The 20267-nt window shown below is 37.2% G+C and carries 14 protein-coding genes; 9 read left to right on the top strand and 5 right to left on the bottom strand.

The annotated features are described in order from the left end of the window. The first annotated feature begins 126 nt into the window (after nt 1–126). The 3 genes from ACJRPK_RS08465 (at nt 127) to ACJRPK_RS08475 (ending at nt 3594) form a co-directional block, all read left to right on the top strand. Nucleotides 127–1233, top strand: a complete 1107-nt coding sequence (locus tag ACJRPK_RS08465; RefSeq protein WP_407139500.1) for an adenylate kinase — start codon at nt 127–129, stop codon at nt 1231–1233. An 85-nt stretch (nt 1234–1318) separates the two neighbouring features. After that, the gene (gene obgE / locus ACJRPK_RS08470) at nt 1319–2329 is read left to right on the top strand and encodes a GTPase ObgE (RefSeq protein WP_148782570.1); all 1011 of its coding nucleotides are present in this window, start codon (nt 1319–1321) and stop codon (nt 2327–2329) included. Between the two features lie 209 nt (nt 2330–2538). Further along, nucleotides 2539–3594 (top strand): hypothetical protein, encoded by a 1056-nt coding sequence (locus ACJRPK_RS08475; protein ID WP_407139501.1) that lies wholly within the window; start codon nt 2539–2541, stop codon nt 3592–3594. Between the two features lie 1084 nt (nt 3595–4678). Here the strand turns inward: ACJRPK_RS08475 and ACJRPK_RS08480 are convergent. Both ACJRPK_RS08480 and ACJRPK_RS08485 read right to left on the bottom strand, forming a co-directional pair. Further along, nucleotides 4679–5095: a cytochrome c oxidase assembly factor Coa1 family protein gene (locus ACJRPK_RS08480; protein WP_407139502.1), complete on the bottom strand. Its 417-nt coding sequence runs from the start codon at nt 5093–5095 to the stop codon at nt 4679–4681. Between the two features lie 819 nt (nt 5096–5914). Beyond that, nucleotides 5915–11974, bottom strand: coding sequence for an alpha-2-macroglobulin family protein (locus tag ACJRPK_RS08485; protein WP_407139503.1), 6060 nt, complete (start codon nt 11972–11974; stop codon nt 5915–5917). 291 nt (nt 11975–12265) lie between these two features. Here ACJRPK_RS08485 and murC point away from each other — a divergent pair, with 291 nt between their 5' ends. Further along, nucleotides 12266–13624 carry a UDP-N-acetylmuramate--L-alanine ligase gene (murC, locus tag ACJRPK_RS08490; RefSeq protein WP_407139504.1) on the top strand — a complete coding sequence of 453 codons (1359 nt, stop codon included), beginning with the start codon at nt 12266–12268 and terminating at the stop codon, nt 13622–13624. Between the two features lie 12 nt (nt 13625–13636). Here the strand turns inward: murC and ACJRPK_RS08495 are convergent, their stop codons facing one another. The 3 genes from ACJRPK_RS08495 to ACJRPK_RS08505 all read right to left on the bottom strand — a co-directional run bounded on the left by ACJRPK_RS08495 (nt 13637) and on the right by ACJRPK_RS08505 (nt 15267). Further along, the gene (locus tag ACJRPK_RS08495; protein WP_407139506.1) at nt 13637–14242 is read right to left on the bottom strand and encodes an FMN-binding negative transcriptional regulator; all 606 of its coding nucleotides are present in this window, start codon (nt 14240–14242) and stop codon (nt 13637–13639) included. Nucleotide 14243: 1 nt separating this feature from the next. Further along, complete coding sequence (locus tag ACJRPK_RS08500; RefSeq protein ID WP_148782580.1) at nt 14244–14687, bottom strand: DUF1569 domain-containing protein; 444 nt, start codon at nt 14685–14687, stop codon at nt 14244–14246. A 133-nt stretch (nt 14688–14820) separates the two neighbouring features. Next, the gene (locus ACJRPK_RS08505) at nt 14821–15267 is read right to left on the bottom strand and encodes a hypothetical protein (protein WP_148782581.1); all 447 of its coding nucleotides are present in this window, start codon (nt 15265–15267) and stop codon (nt 14821–14823) included. Nucleotides 15268–15483: 216 nt separating this feature from the next. On the opposite strand from ACJRPK_RS08505, the gene radC reads away from it, so the two are divergent. The 5 genes from radC (at nt 15484) to ACJRPK_RS08530 (ending at nt 20264) form a co-directional block, all read left to right on the top strand. Next, nucleotides 15484–16182, top strand: coding sequence for a RadC family protein (gene radC / locus ACJRPK_RS08510; protein WP_407139507.1), 699 nt, complete (start codon nt 15484–15486; stop codon nt 16180–16182). Nucleotides 16183–16262: 80 nt separating this feature from the next. Beyond that, nucleotides 16263–17564 (top strand): polysaccharide deacetylase family protein, encoded by a 1302-nt coding sequence (locus tag ACJRPK_RS08515; RefSeq protein ID WP_407139509.1) that lies wholly within the window; start codon nt 16263–16265, stop codon nt 17562–17564. Next, nucleotides 17557–18246, top strand: a complete 690-nt coding sequence (locus ACJRPK_RS08520; protein WP_407139510.1) for a YjjG family noncanonical pyrimidine nucleotidase — start codon at nt 17557–17559, stop codon at nt 18244–18246. The genes ACJRPK_RS08515 and ACJRPK_RS08520 overlap by 8 nt, the downstream gene beginning before the upstream one ends. Nucleotides 18247–18291: 45 nt before the next feature. Further along, nucleotides 18292–18864 carry a hypothetical protein gene (locus ACJRPK_RS08525; protein ID WP_407139511.1) on the top strand — a complete coding sequence of 191 codons (573 nt, stop codon included), beginning with the start codon at nt 18292–18294 and terminating at the stop codon, nt 18862–18864. After that, nucleotides 18861–20264, top strand: a complete 1404-nt coding sequence (locus tag ACJRPK_RS08530) for a DUF5723 family protein (RefSeq protein WP_407139512.1) — start codon at nt 18861–18863, stop codon at nt 20262–20264. The genes ACJRPK_RS08525 and ACJRPK_RS08530 overlap by 4 nt, the downstream gene beginning before the upstream one ends. The last annotated feature ends 3 nt before the right edge of the window (nt 20265–20267 follow it).

Consider the following 20267-nt stretch of genomic DNA (forward strand, 5'->3'; position numbering starts at 1 on the left):
GCAAAAATAATTTTTTAAAGAACACTAACCAGTAATTTACACGCTAAATGCAGTTGTGATTGTTTGATAAGTATAATATGTAATCACTATCTTTGCGCCTTTAGTAAAAAAAACAGCCTGATCCGTATGATCAAATTGCACGATTTATATTTTACACCTTACATTAGTGAAGAGCGCATAGCACAAGCTATTGACAGGATTGCAGCGCAGTTAAATAAGGATTACAAAGATGATAATCCTTTGTTTATCGGAGTTTTAAATGGTTGTTTTATGTTCGTTTCAGAAATACTAAAACGCTTTGACCATGATTGCGAAGTAAGTTTTGTGAAATTAGCTTCGTATTCGGGTACGCAATCTACCGAGAATGTACGAGAACTTATCGGCTTAAATGAAGATATCAAGGGTAGAAAAGTAGTGGTACTGGAGGATATCGTGGATACCGGAAACACGATAGAAGAACTGCTCAAAATCCTTGAAGCAAAAGGTAGTGAATCTATCGCAATTGCAACACTTTTTTACAAGCCCGAAGTATATAAAAAGGATATAAAATTAGACTATATTGGATTCGAGATACCGAATCGTTTTATTGTTGGATACGGTCTGGACTACGATGGTTTAGGACGTAACTTAACAGAAGTATATCAATTAAAATCAAACCACATGATCAATTTGGTGTTATTCGGCCCTCCGGGAGCAGGAAAAGGAACACAAGCAGAAGTTTTGAAAGAAAAGTACAATCTTAAACATATCTCTACCGGAGACGTGTTTAGATACAACATTAAAAATGCTACCGATTTAGGGACCTTAGCTAAATCCTATATGGATAAAGGACAACTGGTACCCGATGAGGTTACAATTAAGATGCTGAATGCCGAAGTTGATAAAAACGCCGAGGCACAAGGTTTTATCTTTGATGGTTTTCCAAGAACCGAAGCACAGGCTAAAGCTTTAGCAACACTGCTCGAATCCAAAGGGACCGAGGTAAGTGCAATGGTAGCACTAGAGGTGGATGATGAGGTATTGGTACAGCGATTATTGGAACGAGGCAAAACCTCAGGACGCCCTGATGATGCCGACGAAGCCGTGATTCGTAACCGAATTAAAATCTATTACGACGAAACTGCAATTTTGAAGAATTTTTACCAAAAGCAGGATAAATATTATGGAGTTGATGGTGTTGGAGCGATTGACGAAATTACTACACGCCTAAACGCAGTAATAGATCAGCTCTAATCCATACATAGCAATTATACAATTGCATTTTTTGGTATTTTTATACCAGTTTTTCAGCTAGATGGCTGATTTTAAGTATTGAATTATGACAGAAGGGAATTTTGTAGACTACGTAAAATTATACACCTCCTCGGGTAAAGGAGGAAAAGGATCGGTGCACTTACATCGTGAAAAATATATCACCAAAGGTGGACCCGATGGGGGAGATGGAGGTCGCGGAGGACATGTAATTATACGTGCAAATCCAAATATGTGGACCTTATTTCACCTTAAATTTAAACGTCACTTTAGAGCCGGTCATGGAGAACATGGAAGTAAGGGGCGTAGCACGGGAGCCGATGGAGAAGATGTGTACGTAGATGTACCCTTGGGAACTGTTATACGCGATACCGAAACGCAGGAAATTATTACCGAAATCACCGAAGAGGGACAAGAATATATAATTGTCAAAGGTGGTATGGGCGGTCGTGGTAACTGGCACTTTAAGAGTTCTACAAATCAAACTCCCAGATATGCGCAACCTGGAGTCGATGGAGAGGAGCTAGACATAACCCTGGAATTAAAGATTCTTGCCGATGTGGGATTGGTAGGATTTCCCAACGCAGGTAAATCTACCTTACTCTCGGTAATTACAGCAGCTAAGCCAAAGATTGCTGATTATGAATTTACAACGCTTAAACCTAACTTAGGAATCGTCGAATATCGAGATTATCAAACCTTTGTTATGGCTGATATCCCTGGGATTATTGAGGGAGCAGCAGAGGGTAAAGGGATCGGACATCGATTCTTACGTCATATTGAGCGTAACTCAACCTTGTTGTTTTTAGTGCCTGCTGATGCACCGGATATTACTGAGCAATATGAAATCTTGTTAGATGAACTACGACGCTATAATCCCGAGTTACTGGATAAAGAACGTTTGGTAGCTATTTCTAAAAGTGATATGTTGGATGAGGAGCTAAAAGCCGAAATGAAAGCAGAACTAGATAAAAATTTGAAAGTACCGTATTTGTTTATCTCTTCTGTAGCACAACAAGGACTCCAAGAATTGAAAGATACCTTGTGGACCATGTTAAACACTGCTGACGTAGAATAGGAAGTTACTTAGTTGATAAAAATCACCACCCCGAATACATAACTGTGTTTGGGGTGTTTTGTTTATAGGAGTGTTGATGCGATAATATGACAACCACTAGTATTTTGAGAACAAGAACATGGATTAGGTTGATGCTGATGATTTGAAATAATCTTTGTAGATTGGCTAAATTATGTAAATTGTTTTGTTTTTATTGATGTATTACAACTATGAAATTATCTATACTTCTAATATCATTTGTGTTATTTTATAACCTAAGTTTTTCTCAAGAGACTCCCACTGCAGAACAGCTGGAAATGATTTATCAATTTTCTTATGATGTTAATAAAAATCTGTTCGAGATTCCAGTATATGCCTATCAAGAAAAGAAATTTGATTATAACGAGAGATTCAAAAAAAATCCAATTCCTCAAGACTCTATGTATATGGTTTTAGATTCTGTGGTAAAAAATGCATCTATAAAAGTTGAAAAAGGATCATTTGGATATAATCTTATTTTAGAATCCGAATTTCCTAGTATTGGTAAGTTTGGAGGAAGTAATGGGCTTATGGAAGTTGAATTAGTGAATACAGAAATTTTGACCGGAGAACAGGATACTATAAAAGTTAAAACGAAAGGTGGAGGCACCGCTTTTGGAGGTGGTTTCAATTTCTCTAATATCAATGGAAAGGTAATTAATTATAATTATAGAACGTTATACAGGCAAAGTCAAATTCTATCTGATATAGATTCTACAATGGTAATTAAGGGAAAAGTACAGTATAAATTTTTCTTTCTTACTGATTATGAGGTCATAAAATTATCTAAAAACAATATCGGAGAAAAATTTAAATTAGGAGCAGATGAATATGTATTAATTGACGTATTCGATAATAAGACTGTTCTTGAAAAGATAATAACAGAGGGGACCGAAAGTGATACTGACATAAATATTATCAATTTGTCAAAAAATGAGAAAAAGGAATTTACAGCTTACTCATTGTTTGAACTTGAAAAATTACAGGAAAAAGATAAGAAATATAAAGATGTACAATCCTTTGCTTTTAGTAGGATGGGGATTTACAAAAAGAACTATGATATATTCAGGAAAAAAAAGGATATTACTTTGGATGAGTATAAACAACTTCTTCCCTTCAAGGGTCTAAAAAAGTTAAAAACAGAAAAGCAATATACTGTTTTAGCAGGCCCAGCTCCATTTGATCACAACTTTTTATTATACATACCTATCTATGGGATTACAAAAACCTTTGAAGTCCAGTTATAAAATTTCAACTCTATATCGATATGTACAATAGTTAGGTGTATTTAGAGGATTTTATACTTCATTTACAAAGTTTATCGTAAATATTACCCCTTCCATCAAATAAAACAATACTTCTACGTATTAAATGAATAATCATTACTCCATTATAGGACTCTTCAATGGATAACAACAATAGTCAGAAGACCTTTATGATAGTCCATAGCTCGTAAGATATGGATTAGTAGGCGTCGTTTTAGGGCTGATACCCATTAAGCAAATAGCTATATGAAGTGTTTTACAGCCTTTAAGGATATCCAAGATCCCTAAGAGCCCTTATCGGATGACTTCGATGCGTGGTCGAAGTACTTCGAAGGCACCCAATATGGGCTCTAACCCCTGGGAAGAGGGCATCAAGGCCTTTTAGTAACCCTTGCAAGGTGTCAATTATGGGCTATAGCCTATGCCACGAAGGGTTAAGACTCCTTTCACAAGGCATAATAATCATTAAAAGCATTCATCGAACTACTTCCGAGAGGGATAAAGGGGGTGCAGACAGGGGAGTGACCCCATGGCGTGAAGGGGTAAGTGATCTTTGTATAGTCACGAGTTAGTAGCCACTAAGCACTAGTTCTCTTGATTAGCCAGAAATGATTAGGCAAAAGTCACTAGTTTTTTATTAAACTTCTTTATTATTCTTTTTTCACCAGTATAAGATTTGGTTTACGTTAAAAAATCTTGAAGCTTTGGAAAGATTTTAGTAAACAAAATCTGGTTTTGTCGAAGACAAAAAATACCTTGAAAAAAGTGTCTTTTCTTTTGGTTCGTTTTCTTTGGACGAGCAAAGAAAATGAATAGAAGCCTGAATTAGGTACAATGGCTGTTTTTTTAGCTACTAGACACTATATAATCGTATGCAAAATTATTGCAAAGTACTTTACACAAACCACCCCCTCCGCCTATCGGCACCTCCCCCTGACCAGGGTGAGGAGTTTTTTCTGTTTAGGCAATAGTGCTTAGCCACAAGCCATTAGTTCTTGTTAATCTTAAAGCAGTAATGTTGCACAGAAGACTTTTAGCTTTTCACTCCTGCCTAGTCCTTATCATTTTATTCTAGTACCATCAATAACTCACGAGTTTTTTTATCCCGCATACGAATCATGCGATACTGCCAAATATCATTTTTATAAACTGCGGTAAGATCTAATTTTCCCCTGCGCTTACTACCTTGAACCCAAAGGGAAATATCAACCATTTGATTATTGTTACTATATATCACTTCGCCTTCTATAATAGCTAGAGAATTGGTTGGGGATATTTTACCGTATTCGGCAATAACAGCATCGTTGCTGTTGGCTTTTTCAATCGCATCATTAATGAGAGATGGATTTGCTACTATCGACCCCACACGTAGTGTCGCATCACCTGTCATGCTAAAAAAGAAGGTTAAAAGTAAAAGCGCAAATCCCACAGGGAGTGCCCATTTGTAATTTCTTTTAATCCATTGGGTAGTTTTAGCTGTCATAAGATCTTGATTATACATTAAAAACGGTTGACTTGTTTAAATGTTGCAGATTAGCCACTAGTTCTCAATGTTTACGACAATAGCAATTTGCAAAATTAACTTGTGTCGTGTGTCTATTTTCACCTATGGATAAACGCTAAACATCCCTCTAAATCTCCCTTCAAAGGGAGACTTTATTTACTCCCTTCCTTGGAAGACGACATAGCGGACGCTATGGGCGAGCTGAAGTGGAGGATATGGGATGGATGTTTTTTTTGACTAAAATCAATAAACCACCCCCTCCGCCTATCGGCACCTCCCCCTGACCAGGGTGAAGAGTTTTTGTTGGTTTAGCCAATAGTAGATAGCCAAAAGTAACTAGACAAAAGTCACTAGTTTTTTATTAAACTTCTTTATTATTCTTTTTTCACTAGTATAAGATTTAGTTTACGTTAAAAAATCTTGAAGCCTTGGAAAGATTTTAGTAAACAAAATCTGGTTTTGTCAAAGATAAAAATACCTTGAAAAAAGTGTCTTTTCTTTTGGTTCGTTTTCTTTGGACAAGCAAAGAAAATGAAGGATGCTTGAACTATGTGAAATGATGATATTTAGCTATTGTGTCTATAATTGTATGCAAAATTATCGCACAGTATTTTATACAGACCACCCCCTCCGCCTATCGGCACCTCCCCCTGACCAGGGTGAGGAGTTTTTTCTGTAGTCACGAGATAGTAGCCAGAAGGCACCAGATTTTTTTTCTTCAACATAATAGTGCTATACAAAAAACTATTTGCTCTTACCTTTTGGCTTTTCACTCGTGCCTTGTGCCTATTTCAAAAATTACTCTCCAATCTGTATACGAATTCCTTCAGAATGACTGCTAAACTCGGGCGCATACATACTTTGAATCGTTGTGATACCGTTAGAAAAATGACCTGCATTATTCACACGTACATCGTATTCAAATACATAGACTCCTTTGCGTAAATAGTCAAAAAAGAAATTGGTAGCTGCATCTTTAGTGCTTTCATAATAACCCAAACCATCCTGATATTTGTAAGTAGAAATCACGTTGACCGGTTCTAATCCAGAAGCACGCATGTCTTTCATATGTATAAATTCCATATCACGATCTGTGCGCAACTCGATACGTACGCGTACCAAATCTCCTAACTGTAAGTTGGTGCTTGCATCGATTTTGGTAATTTGCTCTCCAGTATCTGTATTCTTTTTTAGAAATAATTCCTTTTTGAGCTTCAGTGGTGTTTCGGCTGGTGTGATCTTATCAAGATCTTCAAAATATTGCCAGTAAAAAGCACCCCATGCAATCCCTTTTTGTTTTTTAGTAATCGTTACACTGCCCTGTTCAGGTTTGATTTCGTTGCCATTCCACGAAGTCTTAAAATACCCGGTACCGGCTTCAACTTTGGTCGCTTCTAACGTACCCGGATCGATTGTTTGATCAGCAACTTTAACAGCGATGGTTTCCGTAATTGATAACCAATCAGTACCCTGTAACAGCAAGGCGTAAATTGCTTGCGTGGTTGCTTTTGTAGTAGCCCAACGATTGGTTTGTTTGTGTTTAAGTAACCAGATTTTTAAATTGTCGATAATCTCAGTACGCTTAGGTCCTTCAGTAATTTCTCCAAATGCTTCGATCAATAAGGCCTGCGTTTCGATAGGCGCCTGATACCAATACCAACTGGGGGTATTTGATTTCCAATACATACCTAATTCCTCACTGTTGATACTACGTTCTTCAAGCGACTTGACAATCGCTTTGGCAGTTGATGTTTGTGAAGCACGATGTGTTATCAATGCCAACATTCCTTGGGCGTATAGATTTTGATCTAACCAGTACTTTTGAGCCTGTGACATATAATACGAGGTAGCCTCGGTTACCGTACGTGAGGGTTTAGCGTCTTTAAAGAAGCTGCGCATGTATAAATACTGAATTTGCATATAACTTAGATGATTTTTAGCCATCTCCGCTTTTTTCCCTTTAGTATACTTCTTCAGTTCCTGATATTCTTTTACAAATTCCTGATCCAAATACTGCAAAGCTTTTTGCAACATATTCTGTATCGCAGGGTTTGGGGTGGTTACTCCTAGTTTTTGTAAATGACCGAAACCGGTGACGATATGCTGCGTAATATAACGATTAGCTCTTCCGCCTTCAAACCAAGGAAATGCTCCCGAGGGATATTGCATCTGCACCAATTTGTTTAATGAGGTTTCTAAGGATTGACGCATCAAATTTGCATCAAACAATAAGGCAATTCGCTTCTTTTGTTCCTGCTCACTGGCTGCATCACGAACCCACGGAGTTTCTTCGAGGATGAGTGACTTTAACTCCTGATTCTTTTCCAGATTGCTTAATAAGGCATCGCTCGATTTCCATTGCTTAAATACCTGCTCAATTCTGGGATTAGACTGGGTGATATGTTGTGCTAAGGCATTGGAATAATACCGCGAAAAGGTCTGTTCTGAACATTCGTAAGGATATTCCATCAGATAGGGCAGCGCCTGTACTGCATACCACGCAGGATTAGAGGTCATCTCTAACGTTAACTTATGGTGCGATAAGGTGTTTGAGGTCGTGTTTTGTAATTTATCTAATGTAAAAGTTTTGGTTTGCCCCGAACGAATCCACATAGGCAAAGTCTCGGTAACCAACATACGATTGGTAAGTACAGGTAATACGTTTTGTTCACCATCACTGTAGTCACCGGCAGTTGCTGTAATCCTATATTGAACGGTTTGCACGTCCTGCGGAACTACAAGTTCCCAGAAAACAACCGTATTACCATCTTGATCAACCGAAAAAGATTGTTGTGCGTTTTGTAACTGAAGCTTACTGTTAATCGACTTATTAGTAAAAGCATCGGTTAGCTGAAGCTCTGCAGTACCGGTAAGTTGTTGAGCACTCAAATTAGCAATCTTAGTTCCCAATTGAATAGTATCTCCTACACGTAAAAATCGTGGGGGATTAGGGATCACCATCAACTCTTTTTGTGTGACGGTCTCTAGGGACTGCAGGGCTGATTGTAACTCTTTAGTATGTGCTAATAATTGTAATTTCCATTGGGTCAAAGCTTCGGGGGTGGTGAATTTAAAAGTTACATTTCCATCCTCATCTGTCGATAACTGCGGAAAGAAAAAGGCAGTTTCCTGCAGATTCTTCCGTATCATACCGGACTCCGTTGTTTTCTTTTGCTCAGTTTCAGCTGCATCTTCATCCTTTGAACCAGCTGTCATTCCTAATTCTTCGAGTCTAGTCGAATCTTCGACCAAATTAGTAGCTTTGCTTTCTTCCATGATTTCGTTCTGTACCATTGGCATCGCAGATTTACGTAACATCTTATCATGATAATCGTGGGAATCAAAGGTAAAGCCAAACCAGTTTAGCTGATCATATTGTTGAATACTATACTTATTTAATCCTCTATCCGGTTGATATATTCTTAAATTATGAATACCAAAACTTTGCCGTGCCTGTAAACCGTATACAGAGTAGTATGTAGGTTGCGCAATGGGCGAAAATTGCCATTGATGCGGTTTGAACTGGTCTAAAGACAGGTCGTACATACTGGCCAGAATTTCTGAGGCAACTTTTTCTCCCTTAGGACCTGTAATGGTAAAACTCCATGTTTCTTCCTGTCCCGGACGTAACTTGTCACGAAACGTTTTGGTTGTAATTTGTAAGTCAGAGGCCGGATAGGGTACAGAAACTAGTATATTGCCAGACTCAAAATCGTTGAACTTTGCATAACTATATGTGATGGCAAAACCACCTAGGTCTTCTTTGGTCACCGGTATGGTTATCGTTTTAATAGTATTGGATACATTGATAATTTGCGTATCGATAATTTTGCGATCTTTTTCGGTTACCAGTGTAACCTGTAAATCTTTGGCAGCAGATCCTATGCGTACCTGTACCTTGTCGCCTATTTGATAGGTGGTTTTATCTAAACTGATTGCAAACATTTGTTGATCTGCTACGGTTTTGGCTTTTGGATCACGTACGGTTATATAATTCACAGCCTTTACCTCTTGATCATTCTTATCTTTAATTTTTGCTTCAATACGGTATACGCCCGGTTTCCAACTGGATAATTTGGTGAGTGCAATTGCTTCAACTCCTTTTATCGAATTTGAAGATTTTTGGGTGTCAAAGGAGGTTTTGAGTATCTGGGTGCCATTTTTCCATTGATGATAATCGTGCTCCTTATCATAGGCGTCATGCGGAAACATTTTTTTGAATTCCTCTTTAGTCAACAGCTTGCAATCCGGAGATGACCATGGGCGTTTACGCAATGGACTTGTTGGTGCAATCAGTTTATGAATAGTTACTGTGCCTTTGATTGCAATGTATTCATCATTAAGGTTTTTGGCACTGATATTAATCGTGTCTGATTTTTGAGCGGTACTCAGTTGCTCTTTACTATGTATGGTTAGTAGGGTTGAATGATAACCTACACGAACTGTCGTTGTAGCTACCCGTGTTTCTCCGGAGATATCGGTGACCTCGGCAACTACTTCATAATTAAAAACCGGTAGATTTTCTTTATCCACACTAGCATCAGGTAGTGCAGGGAATGTTATAGTGTAAAGACCCTTACTATCGCTTGTAGTTTCACCATGTTTGATTTCTTGTGCTTCACTTGTGTACGCCGGGCGTGACCAATAGTACCAGTACGGATAGTTCACCTTGCGATACACACGATAGACTACTTTTGCATCGGTAATCGAACTACCGGCATAGGCAATAGCAGTACCCTGAACCGTAATATTATCATTAACCTTATAAGTTTGAGTTACGGGTTTAAACGTTGTCTGAAACTTAGGTCGCTTATATTCCTCCACAGAGAAGGTAGTATTATGATGACTATCCATTTCAATCACATACAATCCGGTTAAGCCTGAGCTTGGTAAAATAAACTGTCCGTGAAAAGAACCAAAGCTATTTGTTATAAAATCCAAGGATTGTAATGCGCGTCCGTTAATATCACGTAAGGTGGCCGTTACCTTTTGCTCTGAAACTACTGTAGGTTTGCTTTCATTTTGAGAGTTCACCATGATACCTTTAAAAAAAACAGTCTGTCCCGGTCGATAGATACTGCGGTCTGTAAAAAGGTAGGTGGTAAAAAGGGGTTTGTAGGTATCGGGGCTTTCGTTATACTGTCGATTGATGTAATACCCGTCAAAATAAGCGATGTCTTCGTTGTGCGTGACCGTAGCCATAACATTATAATAGTTCCCATCTATGTCGAGCTTAGCCATTCCATTATCATCTGTTGTCAAAGTGATATCAAGCGGGTTACGGCTACCACTGTTTTTTGAAGTGGTCAATTGAACTTTTGCATTTGGTATCGGCGATCCGCTAGAGCGATCCAAGACTTGAAAATTTTGGGTCTGCGGGGCGCGATGCTCTACAATAGCGAGATTGGTGACTTGTAATTCACCATACGCTAAAAGTGAAGAAGACGATATTTTTTCTGTAGGCGAAGCAACTATCAAATATTGGCCATGCGGAAGTTGAGGTATTACAACTTCGGCCGAATGTCGTTGATAATCCTGGTCACTACACGTAGTGATATGCCAAGTTGCTTGCGTAGCCAGTGAATTAATTAGCTTAATTTTTTCGTTGATTTTATAGCTTTTCTCTAAGTTTTGTAGCTGCTCCTGACTAATTTTAAGCGCTTTAAAATGAAAGTCTTTCGCATTCTTGTAAGTGATGAGTGCACGACTCGATTGTTGCACAGGAACGTTTGACTCAGTCTGTACTCTTAACTCGGGAGCAAGGATACGAGACTTTAAGGCAGCGCAGTTTTTGGCTCCTCTGGATTTTGGGAATTCTGCGATAGCAGCATTACATATCGCCAGAGCTTCTTCTAATTTAAAACGATGTGTTTCATTTGTATCTGGAACATAGGTGGAAGCTTGCCCTTGTAAAATTAAAGCAATCTGATAATCATAAAGTGTAGCTGCCGGATCTGTTGCAACATTTTCTTTCTCCTTTCGGAAGGTGTTCAGTAGCATCCTTTGGGCATCAGATACGGTAGTATGTTCTTTTACAAATAATAAGCGCTCAATATTGACATCGATCAGGGCTGCAGGATTTTTATCATTGGCGTGAAAGTGAATCAAGTCTTGATAGAGCTGTAAAGCGTTCAGCTGAAGCGATACGGAGTCCTTACTTTTTAGTTCAAGCTTGGTAAAGGTGGTATGGTCTTGTAGGTAATCTGTCGCATCAATTTGAAAAGCATACGCTGGTTTGGTAATGTTTGTTTCTGACGTTTTATAAAAATCAAGTGCTTGATGTGCTAATAAATCATACACTGTAGGACGGTATAATTTTGAGTTTTCTTGGATAGCTAAAATAGGATCTAAAGTTTCGAGAGGAGCTCCTTGTAAAAGTTTTGGGTTTTGGAGGGAGGCATTAAAATAGGTATGTACCTCGGTAACTAACGTTTGCAAATCCCAGGTTCTAAAATCGTTGGATTCAGGTTTACTTGCAGTTTGCGTACGGTTGTAAAATTTCCATCGATTTTGTTTAAAATATTGCCAATAGAGGTTAGCAAGAATATTTTGCAGTATTTGTTTTTCTAAGGGTTTGGCTTGCTCAATTTCTTTTTTGAAGGTGTTAATTATTTTAAGTTGTGCGTCTTCCTCAAGGGTTAGGGTGTACTTTGACTTGTGTAGCAACGCTTTGATAAGCTGAGTGATATTATTCTGTTTTTTAGCCTGGTCGTAAATGCTGGTAACAACCTCTGCTGCTGATTTGGGCAATCCCTTTTTTTCGAACTCGGTGACTTGTTTCCATTCCGTAGTAAACGATTCTTGAGCCATAAGCGTCGATATTGAGATTAAGAATACTAGAATAATATACCTTTTCATCTTTTTGAGATTTTGAGTTGGAACTGTTAATACAATTGTTGTACCATTAATTTTAACATTTTAAAATATATCTAAATATGACACTCAGTTTTGTATACAGTTACTACCGTATAAAGCTACTGCTAAGTTATCGTAAAACTGTTAAATAATTGTTTAGATATCGTTGCAACAGGAAGTTTGAGGGTTAACTATTAAAGGTAAGGCAGGGTTGCAGGCTTGCAATATTTTATTAAATCAGGTTTTATTCCTCGACGTTAATTGTATCTTTACTCTTTCAATACAGTTTACACTATGCGCATACATTTTATAGCCATTGGCGGCAGTGCAATGCATAATCTTGCAATTGCTTTACACTTAAAAGGAGATACCGTTACCGGAAGTGATGACACTATATTTGAACCCTCAAAATCCAGATTGAAAAAACACGGATTATTACCCGAAGCTTTTGGATGGTATCCTGATAAATTGAGTGGTGATATTGAGGCAGTCATTTTAGGAATGCATGCCAAGGCTGATAATCCTGAATTATTAAAGGCGCAAGAGTTGGGGTTAAAGATCTATTCGTATCCTGAGTTTCTATATGAGCATGCAAAGAATAAGACGCGTGTAGTAATCGGAGGTTCTCACGGTAAAACGACTATAACTTCAATGATCTTACATGTTTTGCATTATCATGGTAAGGATGTGGATTATATGGTGGGAGCACAATTAGAAGGCTTTGATGTGATGGTACGTCTCACAGAAGATAATGATTTTATGATTTTGGAAGGGGATGAATATCTATCATCTGCCATTGATCGCAGGCCAAAATTTCATTTATACCAGCCTAATATAGCACTGATCAGTGGTATTGCCTGGGATCATATCAATGTCTTTCCGACGTATGAAGGGTATGTTGAGCAATTCCAAATTTTCATAGAATCCATTATCAACGGTGGAGCGCTAGTATATAATAATGAAGATGCTGAGGTCGCGCAATTGGCAGAAACTACAGAAAAGCAAATTCGCAAATTTCCTTATGAAACTCCAAAATACCAGGTTGTAGACGGGGAAACACTATTAGAAACTCCTGATGGTGATATGCCGATCGAAGTTTTTGGAGCGCATAACCTAAGTAATTTGGCCGGAGCAAAATGGATTTGCCAGCATATGGGAGTAGATGAAGATGATTTTTATGAAGCGATTGCTACGTTTAGGGGAGCTTCAAAGCGTTTAGAAAAAATTGCAGAGTCGAATAGCGCGGTAGCTTATAAAGATTTTGCACACAGTCCATCAAAGGTAGCTGCCACTACAAAAGCAGTTAAAGAACAATATCCGAATCGTTCGTTAATAGCATGTTTGGAACTACATACCTATAGTAGTCTCAACGCAGAGTTTCTTAAAGAATATAAAGGAGCTTTGGACGCAGCAGACGAAGCTGTAGTATTTTACTCTCCTGATGCCGTACAAATTAAACAATTGGATGAAGTATCATCTAGTCAGATTGAAGAAGCTTTTCAAAATAAAAAGCTTATAGTATATACGCATCCGACCGAATTCAAGCAGTACTTAATGCAACAAGATTTTGATAATGCAGCCTTGCTTTTAATGAGCAGTGGTAATTATGGTGGGTTGGATTTTGATGAGGTAAAAGATTGGTTCAAGGGTTAAAGACGGAATATTTTAAAAGTGTGAACTAAAAATCTTCTCTACAAAATCCGCTATATTTTGCTGGTTTGTTTTTATGAGTTGCTGTTTTGCATTTTCAATATCTGCGGGGACTTTATCTTGACTTAATTTAAATTTCCCTTCCCAGTTGCTTACATTAATTGTGAATCCGTGAACGTATGCTACGGCACGATCCATTCTCGGGTCATCGAGCTTTAGTTGATAAGGGTGATGAGGAGCTTCTAAAAAGGAGGTCATAGCAACCATACTTTCTTTAATTTTATTAGAATCACTAATTTCCTCGACTGTTCCTGTGGCATGAACAATAATATAGTTCCAGGTAGGTAGTTGCTCTGTGGTATAGATTGAAGGTGAAATATAAGTTTGCGGTCCTTGAAAAATAACCGTTATAGGCTTGTTTTCTTTTAAAACTTGGCAATGTGGGTTGTTTTTGTCAATATGACCAACAAGCTTATCATCCCGAAGAATCAACGGAGCATGAGTGATCATGGGCATGTCATCTTGAACAGAAACAAGTGTTGCAAGCGGATATTCTAATACCACTTGATGACTGTGAGTGTCAACAGTGTCTTGATGGTGTGCCGGAGGATAATGTGACATACTACGCCTTAAATTGTTTAAGATGGTGGTCTAGATGTTTGTATTGCATTTGACCCCATTGTTGTCTTGTAAATTTACCAAATACCGGATGTACAGGTAGCTCTTGTGAATCATCGAGTTGATAAAACTCATTAATATAATTTATCAGCGCCGTTTTCTCGTGGTCAAAGTCTTTATTTTCTTTTACTTTAAAATTAGGAGCTGTCGGCAGGCCTTTTCGCCAAGGGGTATCATTATATAATAGCTTTTTAAAAAAGACACGTGCAATCCAGTTCGATTTTAGTTTGAAATCTTCTTTATTTAAGGCAATACGTAGAGGGAATTGACAGTGATGTAGCATTTGAGCTACATCCATTTTACCCCATTGCGCAGGACTGCTGATTGAAAGTATATGGATTCTGTCTTCAATCTCATTTTTACTAGCAATATCAAATAATGATTTCATAAACTGTGATTTGTGAGTGATTGATATCAAAAATAAAGCATTAATTTTAGATTTGGCAGATGCAAATAAAAAAAGGTTTGATCTTTTAGATGATCAAACCTTTTAAATATATTATTAAATCAAGCTTTATATACTAGCTAACTTCGTCAAAAACCATTCCTAGAAAATTATCAAGATCTGCTTTTCCTGAGATATTAGTTGGAGTTCCCAAATTAATCATTACAGGTTGATCCTTTATTTTTCCTCTTAAGAAATATTGGTATGAAGTACCCATTTTAAATTTAAATCCTTTAAGTTCATGTCCAAAAGAACTAAATGTAACTGGAGTTTTACTTGAATTTGATTCTTCAAACGTACTTATGATTTGATCGAAGACAGCTGTCAGCATATCGTCACCATAATATTCCCATTTGATGGATGTCCCATTACAAGCTTGTAACTCATACTGAGATTTCGCTTCGCATCCTCTTGGCACTTGTATGCAGTTTCCTACTAAATCCAAGAAGGATATTTTTTTCTGTTGCTGGCCGTAAAAAGTGAAAGTGGCCATCAATAATACGATAGTAATAATGTTCTTCATAAATAGGTTAATTTGAAGTTATAAATGATAGATTTTTAGAATTAAGGGTGGGTAAATATAGTAAAAGTTTCATTTTCAAACAAATATAAATGTTAAATTGATTAAGAATATTAGGTTTTTTTATTTTTTTGATAATTAAAGTATTGTTTTTGAGATAAATAATGTAAACTTATTGTCTCAAAAATTTACGTCTTAAAACCTTGATTTAACCAACAAATGAATACAGAAAAAACAGTGATTTCGATCAAGTCATGGAATCAAAACGATCGACCAAGAGAGAAATTAATCGCTAAAGGAAAGAATGCCTTAACAGATGCAGAGTTGATAGCCATTTTAATTGGATCCGGTAATCGGGACGAAAGTGCAGTAGCGTTAAGCCAACGTTTATTATTGCATGTGGATCATGAATTAAATGCCTTGGGAAAATTGTCAGTACAGCAGCTAACAAAATTTAAAGGAATAGGAGAAGCAAAGGCCATAGCAATTATTGCAGCGCTAGAACTGGGCAGACGACGACGGGGAGAGGTATCGTCTAGAATTGAAAAAATAACAAGTAGTAAGGATGTCTATGAATTAATGTACCCGGAGCTGGCAGATCTTATGCACGAAGAGTTCTGGGTGATTTACCTTAATAATTCTAATAAAGTCTTACAAAAAAAGCAAATTAGTATTGGGGGTAAAACAGGTACTTTGGTAGATGCTCGCATTGTTTTTGGGGCGGCATTAGAGTTTGGTGCTACCGCTGTGATTTTGGCGCATAACCATCCTAGTGGAACATTACAACCGAGCAAGGCTGATAAGGAATTAACGACCAAGCTCAAAAATGGTGGTGCTTGTCTCGACATTAAACTTTTGGATCATTTGATAGTCACAGAAAAAGAGTATTTTAGCTTTGCAGACGCAGCCATGATCTAATCGACTAATAGGTATTCGATGTAAAATTTATAACTAGATGATTAGCAAGCTGGTCAAGTTTGTAGTGCAATTTTTTATATATGCTGTTAATTTACGTTCACAAAATTACTCCACGAGTTTCCTATACGCTTAGGCATATCTGTAAACGAATATTAGGAATAGAGGTGGAGTTGACTTCAAAAATTGAGACTTTTATTGCGCATGATGGACCAAAATTCTCTTACGGCAAAAAGCCTTTAGGAAAAGAATTGTATTTTCAAAGTGTTGACTTACTTTTTGAACATGGAATTACGGATACCGACATTACGGTGTATTCCTGGGAGGATACTAAGTGTTTTTTTCCTGTAAAAAATGAAGCTTCTGCTCTACCCTTTGATATTTTTTCAGCAACATTTTACTTGCTTTCACGGTATGAGGAATACTTACCACATGTAAAGGACGATTTAGGTAGGTTTCCTGCAACCGAGAGTCTTGGGTATACAGAAGATTTTCTTCAAGATCCGGTGGTAGATATTTGGGCCTATCGTTTGTGTGATCTTTTAATAAGTAAATATCCCGATATAGCTATAAACCTTAGATCATTTTCTATTCGTCCGATAGTCAAGGTTTCTCAAACCTTTATTTATAAGCAAAAAGGTATAGTCCGATCCGTTGGTGCTTCATTAAGAGACATTTTGAAACTTCGGTTTAGACGATTGATTGATCGATTAAAGGTGCTAAGCGGATTCATGAAAGACCCTTATGATACCTTTGACCTTCTCATTGAATTTCAAAAACATAAAAAGCGGGATCTTTTAGTAGTTTTTGGGTTGGGAGACTATTCTAGCTATGAGAAAAATATAAATTTCAATAAACAGGCGCATCAGTCAGTTATTAAACACGTTTCAGATTATATAGATGTAGGACTCAAAGTTTCTTATGAAGCAATCGAAGATGTGTCAGTTTTAAAAGAAGAAAAAAAGCGAATCGAAAGCATCTTTAATCGGCAACTAAAGCATTGTGTATGTTCCTTCTATAAATTAAAGCTTCCCGAAGCATATCGAAATTTCATAGAATTAGAAATAGAAAACGATTTTTCTATGGGATACCCTGATCATGTTGGTTTTAGAGCAGGCACGTGCACTCCATTTCTGTTTTATGATCTGGACTATGAAGTGCAAACACCTTTATTAGTCCATTCTTTTTATTTTACTTCAGAAGCTTTGAACCATCATACGACTTCAGCATCCCTAACGTTCAAAATAAATACTTATATTGATAAAATTAAAAAAGTGAATGGATGTTTTATGCCTGTATTCAGCAATGATTTATTTAGTGATTTACAACACCAACAGTATTGGAAATCCGTTTACGAATTGATTTGGAACTATGACGATGAATAAAAAAGATATAACACATATTTTCTTTGACCTGGATCATACCTTATGGGATTTTGATAAAAACTCAGCCTTAGCGTTTGAGACCATATTCAAAAAGTTTGAAGTTAATATAGCACTTGAGCAATTTCTTAGTGTATACGAACCGATTAATTTGGGCTATTGGAAGTTGTATCGTGAAGAGAAAGTAACCAAAACAGCTTTGCGACGTGGACGGTTAAATGATACCTTCAGCAAACTGAATTTATCATATCCAGTGACAATGATAGATGCGCTTGCAGAGGATTATATCAATGCATTACCGTTACATAATCATCTTATTACCGGGGCTGAGGATATCCTTTTGTATCTTTCTCAAAAATACACTTTACATATCATTACCAATGGCTTTAAAGAGGTACAAGGACTTAAATTGAAAGCATCTGGGATTGAACATTATTTTGAAACTATGACAAATAGTGACGAAGTAGGCGTCAAAAAACCCAATCGATTGATATTTGATACTGCTTTACAAAGCGCGGGAGCACAATGTGAAAATAGTATTATGATTGGTGACAATTATGAGGCAGATGTATTAGGTGCAGAAGATATTGGATTACGTGCAATTTGTTATAATTATCACAACGAAACAATTCCCGAGCATATAGTTCAAGTTGCTCATCTAAAAGAAATTAAAGAATTATTGTAATATAAACAAAAGATTTTCCGTTGACATAAAGACTAAGATGCTAGTATGCTAAGAATTTTTAAATATGTAGGGTTTGGCGCTGTGTTGCTGACGTTATCCATAGCTTGTGTAAAAGATGTGGATGCCGATCAACTCAAGGAGGTTGAATTATCACCTGTTTACGAAATTGATTTTATTTTTTCTCAAATACAAATTCCGGATTTAACAGGAGATGTACCAGTGCCCCCACAGGGAATTCCGGTCGTCGAAGTAAGGGATACCTTGGATTATGATTTTTTGGGAGAAGAATTTGTTACTGAAAACTTGGATAGTGTAGCGTTAACCTTTGAGTTTAGGAACACCATTCAACGTGATGCTGATTTCTCTTTTGAATTTCTGAATGAGGCTTCCATGCGAGTAGGAAGATCGTTTCAAATAGAGGTTGCTCAGGGGGATGGAGAGAATTCGGCACCCGTTCTTACAACCGAGACAATTCTTTTGACCAGAGCCGATATAACAGCCATCGCCAATGCCACTCAATTAGCTACTACTTTTCGTATGACACAGGTAGATACCACATTAACGGGGCTCTTAATTCTTAGATCCAAGGGAACCTATTATTTTAATTATCCATTATGAGGCGATTGGTGACATTTTTTTTCATTCTAAGCTTTTGTGCGTTCTCTCAAAATAAGCCAGGGCTCTATGATTATTCAGATTTACCACAATCTCTGATAAGTAACCCCGGGACGACAATAGAATTTGATTACCATGCTGGTGTGCCATTATTTTCTCAATTTCATATCAACGCTGGTCTAAAGGGAGGATCGCTCTATGATATTATTGCAGATGATGGACGCACAGTGGATGAAAAGATAACGGCTAAACTTGAGGAGCTATCCAGCGATGATTATTTGACGATTAATCAGCAGTTAGAGCTACTAAGCTTTGGCTGGAGGAGCAAAAAGAATCCAGATATTTATTTTTCTGGCGGAATGTATGAGGAGTTTGATTTTATGGGGTATTTTCCAAAGGACTTGGCCGTATTGGCTTATGAGGGAAATCAGGAGTATTTAAATCAAGATTTTAGCTTTTCAGATTTTGCAGGAACTGCAGAATTGCTAACTGTTTTTCATTTTGGATATACTAAACAAATTGATGATCGCTTAACATTTGGTGCACGAGCTAAAATTTATTCAAGTATGTTTAATGTGAGAAGCACTAAAAATAAAGGAACGTTTACTACTATCGAAACCCCCGATGGTAATAATATTTACCGTCATATTATTTCTGATGCTAATGTTGTGGTTAAAACTTCAGGGTATGCGGATTTGAGAGAAATAAATGATAGTGATTCTGAAGAAAAAGCCAAAGATTATAAAAGTACGCTTCTTAAGAAGGCTTTTTTAGGAGGTAATTTAGGAGTAGGGATTGATGTAGGGTTTAGTTACAGACTTGAAGAACAGTGGATAGTTACCGGTAGTTTGACCGATTTTGGATTGATAGTTTATAATAAAGATGTTGAAACCTATGCGGCATCCGGAGATTATGCATTTGATGGTTTTGAGAGTCCGATTCAATTCACGGGTAATGGTCCGCAAGATTTTCTGGATGATTTAAAAGAATCGTTATCTGCAGATACCTTGTCAACATCGTATACAGCTATGCGTCCTCTTAAACTCAATGGATCTATTAAGCATGTATTCAATCGTTATGATGACGGAACTTGTAACTGCTATGTTGAAGGTAAAACTCCGCCATATACCGATGCATTTGGGTTTCAGTTTTTTAGTCAATTTAGACCCAAAAGACCTGTGTTTGCGGGCTCTTTTTTTTATTACAAGCGCTGGTTTAATTTTTTGAGAACCAAGATCAATTATACTATTGATGAGCACTCGTATTACAACGTTGGTCTGCTAGTTTCGACCCATTTTAAACCAATTAATATGTATATTGCAGCGGATAATCTTTTTGCTTATTCTAATGTAGCCAAAGCTAGAGGTGCCTCTCTTCAATTAGGAATTAATGTAGTATTTTAAGTT

This window comes from Aquimarina sp. 2-A2 (assembly GCF_045505135.1).
Lineage (GTDB): Bacteria > Bacteroidota > Bacteroidia > Flavobacteriales > Flavobacteriaceae > Aquimarina > Aquimarina intermedia.

Coding starts and splice junctions, on each gene's coding strand:
- ACJRPK_RS08465 (WP_407139500.1), top strand. CDS start 127: ATGATCAAATTGCACGATTTATATTTTACACCTTACATTAGTGAAGAG.
- obgE (WP_148782570.1), top strand. CDS start 1,319: ATGACAGAAGGGAATTTTGTAGACTACGTAAAATTATACACCTCCTCG.
- ACJRPK_RS08475 (WP_407139501.1), top strand. CDS start 2,539: ATGAAATTATCTATACTTCTAATATCATTTGTGTTATTTTATAACCTA.
- ACJRPK_RS08480 (WP_407139502.1), bottom strand. CDS start 5,095: ATGACAGCTAAAACTACCCAATGGATTAAAAGAAATTACAAATGGGCA.
- ACJRPK_RS08485 (WP_407139503.1), bottom strand. CDS start 11,974: ATGAAAAGGTATATTATTCTAGTATTCTTAATCTCAATATCGACGCTT.
- murC (WP_407139504.1), top strand. CDS start 12,266: ATGCGCATACATTTTATAGCCATTGGCGGCAGTGCAATGCATAATCTT.
- ACJRPK_RS08495 (WP_407139506.1), bottom strand. CDS start 14,242: ATGTCACATTATCCTCCGGCACACCATCAAGACACTGTTGACACTCAC.
- ACJRPK_RS08500 (WP_148782580.1), bottom strand. CDS start 14,687: ATGAAATCATTATTTGATATTGCTAGTAAAAATGAGATTGAAGACAGA.
- ACJRPK_RS08505 (WP_148782581.1), bottom strand. CDS start 15,267: ATGAAGAACATTATTACTATCGTATTATTGATGGCCACTTTCACTTTT.
- radC (WP_407139507.1), top strand. CDS start 15,484: ATGAATACAGAAAAAACAGTGATTTCGATCAAGTCATGGAATCAAAAC.
- ACJRPK_RS08515 (WP_407139509.1), top strand. CDS start 16,263: ATGCTGTTAATTTACGTTCACAAAATTACTCCACGAGTTTCCTATACG.
- ACJRPK_RS08520 (WP_407139510.1), top strand. CDS start 17,557: ATGAATAAAAAAGATATAACACATATTTTCTTTGACCTGGATCATACC.
- ACJRPK_RS08525 (WP_407139511.1), top strand. CDS start 18,292: ATGCTAAGAATTTTTAAATATGTAGGGTTTGGCGCTGTGTTGCTGACG.
- ACJRPK_RS08530 (WP_407139512.1), top strand. CDS start 18,861: ATGAGGCGATTGGTGACATTTTTTTTCATTCTAAGCTTTTGTGCGTTC.